The organism is Leptospira ainlahdjerensis, from assembly GCF_016919175.1.
Classification (GTDB): Bacteria; Spirochaetota; Leptospiria; order Leptospirales; family Leptospiraceae; genus Leptospira; species Leptospira ainlahdjerensis.
The window spans coordinates 93,107-100,552 of the sequence record NZ_JAFFPU010000038.1; the positions used below are offsets into that span (position 1 = coordinate 93,107).

The following is a 7,446-nucleotide window of genomic DNA, read 5'->3' on the forward strand; positions in this document are numbered from 1 at the left end:
GAGTAACGTAAAAAGCTATGTCAATGTCCAACGCAGTCAAAGAAGCCCTGGATATCCAGCCTCTCGTAACCGGCGGTAAGTCGGTTCGAGACGTTACCGAAGATATCCTTAGACCGGTCGAAGCGTTCCCCACTTCTTTGTGGTGGAAGGCTTTCCTTCTGGTTCTTACCATTACAGTCATCGACTTAGGTATCATCGGATATCTAATGTGGGAAGGTCTCTATATCCTCGGGATCAACAATCCTGTGGCTTGGGGATTTTTCATCGTAAACTTCGTATTCTGGATCGGGATCGGTCACGCCGGAACCCTGATTTCAGCCGTCCTTTATCTGTTCCGCCAAGAATGGAGAACAGGGATCAACCGCGCCGCAGAAGCGATGACCATCTTCGCCGTGTTAACCGCCGCTTCCAACTTGATCATCCACATCGGAAGACCCTGGGTGGGATTTTGGTTGTTCCCTTATCCGAACGAAAGAGGACCTCTTTGGGTCAACTTCCGTTCTCCTCTGATCTGGGATACGTTCGCGGTTTCTACTTACTTAACGATCTCTCTCGTGTTCTGGTATATCGGTTTGATTCCGGATATCGCGGCTGTAAGAGACCGTTCCAAAGGTGAGATGAAACGTAAGATCTACGACATTCTTTCTTTAGGTTGGGTAGGCTCGAACAAAGCGTGGTCTCACCTCGAGATGGTTGCGATGATCCTCGCGGCTCTTTCCACTCCTCTGGTTCTTTCGGTTCACACGATCGTATCCTTCGACTTCGCCGTATCCATTCTTCCAGGATGGCACACTACGATCTTCCCTCCATACTTCGTGGCAGGGGCGATTTTCTCCGGATTCGCAATGGTTGTGACTCTGATGGTAATCGCGAGAGAAGTGTTCAATCTGAAAGATTATATCACCATGAAACACTTGGAAAACATGAACAAGGTCATCATGGTCACAGGTTTGATCGTAGGTCTCGCTTACTCCACCGAGTTCTTCATGGCTTGGTATTCGGGTAACGAATACGAAGGTTTTGCCTTTGTAAACAGAGCTTTTGGTCCTTACGGTTGGGCTTACTTTATTATGTTTAGCTGTAACGTATTTTCTCCACAGGTATTCTGGTGGAAAAAACTCAGAACGAGCATTCCAGTTATGTTTATCATTTCTATCGTAGTAAACATCGGGATGTGGTTCGAAAGATACGTAATCGTTATGACGACTCACGCAGACTTCCTTCCTTCCAGCTGGGATATGTATATCCCAACCGTTTACGACTTTATGATGCTCATCGGAACGTTCGGAATCTTCTTCACGTTGTTCCTTCTGTTCTGTAGAATCATGCCTGTAATCGCGATCGCGGAAGTCAAAACCGTTATGCCAAGCAAAGACGGAGGACACCACTGATGTATAAACCTCATAAAGAACAATTTCATACATTTGAAGAAACGAGCGCTGGAGTATTCGGGCTCTTTGATTCTCCGGCGGAAATCATTTCTGCGGCGGCCAAAACAAAAGAGAAGAATTACACGAACTTCGATTGTTTCACTCCGTATCCGGTTCACGGATTGGATGACGCGATGGGAGTTCCACGTTCTGGTCTTCCTTGGGTGACTTTTTTCATGGGCCTTTTCGGATGCACCGTCGGTTTTGGAATGCAATATCTCACTCACAAGTTTGATTGGCCTTTGAACATCTCCGGAAAGAATTTAAACGCTTGGTTTGCCTACGTCCCAATCACGTTCGAATTCACGATTTTTATGGCCGGCGTAGGAACTGCGGCGGCGATGTTTTTCTTAACCAAACTTCCGAAAATCAATCGGAGAATTTTGCATCCCGATATCACTACGGACAAGTTTGCACTCTGGATCCCTTCTTCTTCTAAAGGATACAAGGAAGACGAAGTGGTTAGCTTTATCAAAGGTCTTGGCGGAAAGAACGTCGAGGTTGTGAAATAGGAGCAGCGACAAGAATGAAATTTACCAAATCACTGATTTTCCTTTTGGCCGCCGTTCTATTCTGGAACTGCGAGTCCAAAACGCCTCCTCTGGAATACTTTCCGGATATGGCGGATTCTCCGGCGAGAGAAGCCCAAGAAGCGGATCCGATCTCAAAAGACGGGGCCGCTTCCAGAATTCCTCCCAAGGGAGCAATTCCTGTGAATTATTTTCCATACGAATTTCTCGGAATGGACGTAACACAATTACCGAACAAAGGACTTGGAAATCCTTATAAGAATGATTTAGCGAATCTCCAAAAGGGAGAGGCGAAATATCAAACTTACTGTTCTCCTTGCCACGGCGTAAGAGGAGCAGGGAACGGAAGCATCGTAGGACCGGCGCCAAGAATCGGGTTTCCGGTTCCTGCAGTGATCTCTCCTAAGATCCAAGGGTATTCCGACGGACAAATCTATCACGTAATCACAGCGGGTTGGGGAAGAATGAAGAGTTATTCCTCACAAGTTTCTCCGGAAGACCGTTGGAAAATCGTTCTCTACGTGAGAAAACTCCAGGAATACGAGAACAGAACTAAAAAAGACGTGGCCAGGAATTAAGAATCATGGAAGTCAAAGTCGAACAAAATCTGATTAACTTTAAACTCGACTCCAAAACTCGTAGCGCCCTTTTCGGGATGATCGGGATCGGAGTTTTGAGTTTACTCATCGGGTATTTTACCCTATCACACACTCCTCCAAGACACGAGGGTGGACATTCCAATCCGGCTTGGTCCGCCTTTTTGATCGGAACCTTTTTTATCACAGGGATTTCACTCGCGGGAGTTTTTTTCACCGCGATCAGTCATATCACCGGTTCTCATTGGTCCGTCACGGTTAGGAGACTCGCGGAAGGATACGGTCTATTCTTACCGGTCGTCGCGGTTCTTTTGCTCGTAACCACCTTCGGAATTCACGATCTTTACGAATGGAGTCATGCGGACGTGGTGGCTCACGATCATCTTCTACAACACAAGAAACCTCTTTTGAATGTTCCTTTCTTTATCGTTCGAATGATTCTTTTCGGAACGGTTTGGTCCGTATTCGGATGGCTTTTTTATAAGAGATCGACGAAACAAGATCAGGATAAGGATGTAGCTCACACTCAGTTCAACGCAAGATTGGCCGGTGGGTTTCTTGTATTCTTCGCTCTTTCTTTTTCCTTGGCGTCTTTTGATTTGATCATGTCCTTAACTCCACACTGGTTCTCGACCATGTTCGGCGTGTATTGTTTTGCGGGCGCGTATCAAACCGGACTTTCCAGTCTCGTGATCATGATCTACTTTCTGAAAAAGAAAGGTTATCTCGGAAACCTCGTAAACGAAAATCACATTCACGATATCGGAAAGTTTATGCTCGGTTTCTGTACTTTCTGGGCGTATGTAGGATTTTCTCAGTTTATGTTGATCTGGTATGCAAACATCCCGGAAGAAACTTTTTTCTACGAGCAAAGACTCACGGGCGGATGGGAAGTAATCACTTACGCGCTTCCTTTTATTAAGTTTGTTCTTCCGTTTCTTCTTTTGCTGAATCGTCCAAACAAAAGAGATATCAATTCTCTTGTAAAGATCGCTCTTTGGATCGTTTTTACACAAGTGATTGAAATTTACTGGTTGGTTTTTCCCGCTAACTTCGAACACTTCAGTTTTTCCGGATTGATTCTTACATTCGGAGCGGTGATCGGTTTTATCGGATTATTCGCTTTTGTAGTTCTAAAACGTTATGAGTCTGCTCCATTGATCCCGGTTGGGGATCCAAGATTGGATCAAGCTCTTCACCATCATCAATAAAAGAGGAAGAAGAATGAAAAGAAATTTAACACTTGTTGTTCTCCTAACCGGAACGGCTCTTCTTCTGGGAGCTTGTTCCAAGTTGGCTCAGGTTACGAATCATAAGAATTGTGATCCTTCCCTGGTGAGTCCTTCTCTGAATCCTTCGGTCCCTATCTTTGCGGAAGCGGACGCGACCTCGGCTGTCAAAGAAAGGGTTGCGCCTGGAGCCGTGGTGAGAGTGTATGAGTATAGAAATCACGGTCCAAATCCGAAACCTTTTGTTCGAGTCAAGACCGAAAAAACCGAGGGTTGGATCAATCCGCGTTGTTTGGTAGTGGGTCAGGATCCTGAAAAATCGGTCTTTGCTTGGGGATCTCGTAAAGATTACGTTCCTTTTTACAATCCTGAAGATCACGAGCACTATCCAAACGGATACGAATTCCCGGATTATGCTTCTCTTCCCAAGGATAAGGTTCCGTTGGCGGAACTTGCCCCCGAACTGAAGAAGTAATTAGCAACCGTTACTACATTGGAAAGTTCCACGCCACCCGAAGAGGAGGGCGTGGATTTTTTTTGCTCAGATGCGCCTCGCCCGCGTCAAGATCATTCGAAAAATTGGAAAAACTAATGAGAACCGGCAAGTTGCCGATGTGAAATTCTTAAAGGAGTTCCTACACGGGGTTTTTTTCTTGCAAAATTAGAATTTTATGATGGGGGAAAGTCCTCCGGAGTTTTCCCGCCACCCACCCGAAATTTGCATAACCTTACCCACAAGTTAAGAGGAAATACGATGAGAATCGTATCGGGACATCGGTTTTGTAGGAGTTCTTACATGAGAATTTTTTCTTGCGAAAAGTTTGATTTTGTGGTAGAGGAAAGTTTCCGGAGTTTTTCCGCCACCCACCCCACCACCCAAGATCAGGGTGGGGCCCGCGACTTTCACGGAAGAATTGTCGGAGTTCCGACAGATTCTTTTCAAGATTCGACAAACTTGTAGGAAGGTTCTGCTACACAGTGCCTGGCTTTCGTTTTACGGGATCGTCATTGTTACGGCGGAAGGCTTTCTAAGATCCAGTTCACTTGCGGTTCAGGCAATACTGTGTAGAAGGAAGAATTTGTCCAAAAGGTATCCCTTGAGTAATTTTTCATCTGCAACGATGAATCACACGAAAATCAAAAGGTGGAATTTTAAAGAAGAAATAGAATATTTTTTGAATATTCAAAAAAAATTATACTCTTTGTTTTCGTTCATAGAACTAGCGGATTGCTTATAATCGTAGACTTCCTCAATTATAATCAGGGTTGTTGAAGGGCCGATTTTCACGTACCATCCTCTCTCAGGAAAAGCTGTAAGGAAAGTCTTACGGTAAAAGGGGGAGTGCGGTGAGAAAAAATTATTTTTTTCGTGATCGAGTCTTTTGGTGTTCCCTCCTTTGTCACTTTTTTCTTTTCGGGTGTTTGCAGGATCATTCTTCCGGACCTTTTATGGTATTGCTCGGTTATCCTACATCCTTAACGAACGAGGATCTTTTCCGATCGAACGAGAACGCTCCCACTCTGACGTATCCGGCGAGTTCGTTTCAATTCGTAAAAAACATAGCGATTTCTACGATTCGTCCGACGATCACCGGAGCTTCCACTTCCATCTCGATTTCCCCGGCTTTGCCCTCCGGTCTTACACTGGATTCGACGACCGGCGAAATTACGGGAATGCCTACGTCCAAACAAGTTGTTTCTTCTTATACGATAACGGCTTTGAACTCATTCGGTTCTTCTTCGGTTTCGATCCAGATTTCAATCGATGCACTCAATGCGGAATGGGAAAGTTTTTTAAAATCTCCGAACCCGGATATCGGCGATACAAGCGGAGGGTTTGATCTCGATCTTTCGGGAGATACGTTGGTGGTGGGAATGTGCGGGGAAGACGGCGCTCAGACCGGGATCGTTTCGAGTCCCTTTGCAGGTTTGACTTCTGTCGCGGACGACGATTCTGCGTCCGCTGCAGGAGCCGCTTATGTTTTCCGTCGCACGGGAACGACTTGGATCTTGGAAGCCTATCTCAAAGCTCCGAACACCGAGGCGAATGATCAATACGGTTGCAGCGTTGCCGTTTCGGGCGATACGATTGTGGTCGGAGCTCGCGCGGAAGACGGTGGGAACTCCACCATTGTTCATTCTCCCTTTGCTGGTCTGACTCCGGCGGGGGACGACGATTCTTTGATTAGCGCGGGAGCCGCGTACGTCTATCGGAGAACGGGAAGCACTTGGGCTTTGGAAGCGTATCTCAAAGCGCCAAATGCGGATCCCGGAGATCAGTTCGGTGTAAGCGTTTCGATTTCCGGCGATCGGATCGCGGTTGGAGCCGTTCAGGAGCGAGGAGGTCTTGGAGTGATTACACAAGCGCCTGCACCCGGTTTTACAGGAGCGACCGATAACGATTCTGCGCCAACATCGGGTGCGGTTTATATCTTTGAACGGACGGGAACGACTTGGGCTTGGGATGCCTATCTCAAAGCTCCGAATGTAGAAACGGGAGATTTATTCGGAGTCAAGATTCAAGTCAGAGGAGATACTTTGCTCGTGGGTGCGTCGAATGAGGACAGCGGAAATACGGCCATCCAGAATTCTCCTGGGCCGTCCTTGACGCCCGCCGGTGACGACGATTCTCTGAGCGGTTCCGGCGCAGTCTATGTCTTTCGAAAAACCGGTCCGAACTGGGCTTTTGAATCCTACCTCAAAGCTCCGAACGCGGACAACAGCGATCAGTTCGGCGTCAGCTTGGATCTTTCTGAAGATGGAAGTGTCGCGGTTATCGGGGCTTACAACGAAGACAGCGCTCAAACTACGATTTCAAATTCTCTCGGTCCGAATCTTACAACACTTGGAGACGACGATTCCGCGACTTCCTCCGGCGCGGTCTATGTGTTTCGAAGAAACGGAAACATTTGGGCGTTTGAAGCGTATCTGAAATCTCCGAACATCGAGGCCAGTGATAATTTCGGAAGAAGCGTTTCGATATCGGGAGATACGATCCTCGTCGGAGCCACTGGAGAAGATAGTTTTCAGACCGGAGTATTACATTCTCCCGCGACTCTTCCGGGTCCCGGAGTCGACGACGATAGCGTGTCGAATTCCGGTGCGGCGTATGTGTTTCGAAAAACATCTTCCGGATGGACCTTCCAATCTTATTTGAAAGCGCCCAATGCCGAGTCCTCGGACGCTTTCGGGATGTTGGTTTGTATCGACGGAGACTTGATGGCGGTAGCTGCGCAGAATGACGATGACGGACTCGGACTGATTTTAAACAAATCCAACGGCCCTCCTCCGACGCCTGCGACCGACGACGATAGCGTCTCGAATTCGGGGGCCGCTCATATATTTTACAAGTGATGAAAGCGCACTTCTGATCGGCTCCGTGAAAATCTTACCAAAAAGGGATCGATAATCCTACGAAGGTATTGAATCCAAAATAAGAGAATTTGAATTCTTGGAATTTTGGTCGCGTCCGGCGTGACAACGTTTAAAAAAACATTTTTCAATATAGGCCGGACCGCGCTCTCGGCTAAATCTGCAAAGCACCACAATCCAATTTTGTAATGTATGGATTTCTAAAATACGGCGGTGCATTGCAGTATATCGCCACGATCGCTCGCGATGGTGTTGGAATTATGAGACATCTCTGTTTTAAATCGTAATT

At 46.8% G+C, this 7,446-nt stretch carries 7 protein-coding genes; 6 read left to right on the forward strand and 1 reads right to left on the reverse strand.

All coding sequences use genetic code 11. The features are described from left to right. The first annotated feature begins 23 nt into the window (after window positions 1–23). The 5 genes from nrfD to lsa16 are packed head-to-tail and all read left to right on the forward strand — an operon-like array spanning window position 24 to window position 4,260. Complete coding sequence (gene nrfD, locus JWG45_RS11365; protein WP_205279827.1) at window positions 24–1,391, forward strand: NrfD/PsrC family molybdoenzyme membrane anchor subunit; 1,368 nt, start codon at window positions 24–26, stop codon at window positions 1,389–1,391. Then, window positions 1,391–1,942 (forward strand): DUF3341 domain-containing protein, encoded by a 552-nt coding sequence (locus tag JWG45_RS11370; RefSeq protein ID WP_205279790.1) that lies wholly within the window; start codon window positions 1,391–1,393, stop codon window positions 1,940–1,942. Before nrfD ends, JWG45_RS11370 begins: the two co-directional genes overlap by 1 nt. 14 nt (window positions 1,943–1,956) lie before the next feature. After that, window positions 1,957–2,538 (forward strand): c-type cytochrome, encoded by a 582-nt coding sequence (locus JWG45_RS11375; RefSeq protein ID WP_205279789.1) that lies wholly within the window; start codon window positions 1,957–1,959, stop codon window positions 2,536–2,538. Window positions 2,539–2,543: 5 nt separating this feature from the next. Continuing rightward, window positions 2,544–3,767, forward strand: a complete 1,224-nt coding sequence (locus JWG45_RS11380; protein WP_205279788.1) for a cation-translocating P-type ATPase — start codon at window positions 2,544–2,546, stop codon at window positions 3,765–3,767. A 13-nt stretch (window positions 3,768–3,780) separates the two neighbouring features. Then, window positions 3,781–4,260, forward strand: coding sequence for an E-cadherin-binding lipoprotein adhesin Lsa16 (gene lsa16, locus JWG45_RS11385; RefSeq protein WP_205279787.1), 480 nt, complete (start codon window positions 3,781–3,783; stop codon window positions 4,258–4,260). A 264-nt stretch (window positions 4,261–4,524) separates the two neighbouring features. Here lsa16 and JWG45_RS11390 read toward each other — a convergent pair whose 3' ends face one another. Next, on the reverse strand, window positions 4,525–4,728 hold the full coding sequence (locus tag JWG45_RS11390; RefSeq protein ID WP_205279786.1) for a hypothetical protein: 204 nt from the start codon (window positions 4,726–4,728) through the stop codon (window positions 4,525–4,527). A 479-nt stretch (window positions 4,729–5,207) separates the two neighbouring features. On the opposite strand from JWG45_RS11390, the gene JWG45_RS11395 reads away from it, so the two are divergent. Next, window positions 5,208–7,139, forward strand: coding sequence for a putative Ig domain-containing protein (locus JWG45_RS11395; RefSeq protein ID WP_205279785.1), 1,932 nt, complete (start codon window positions 5,208–5,210; stop codon window positions 7,137–7,139). The last annotated feature ends 307 nt before the right edge of the window (window positions 7,140–7,446 follow it).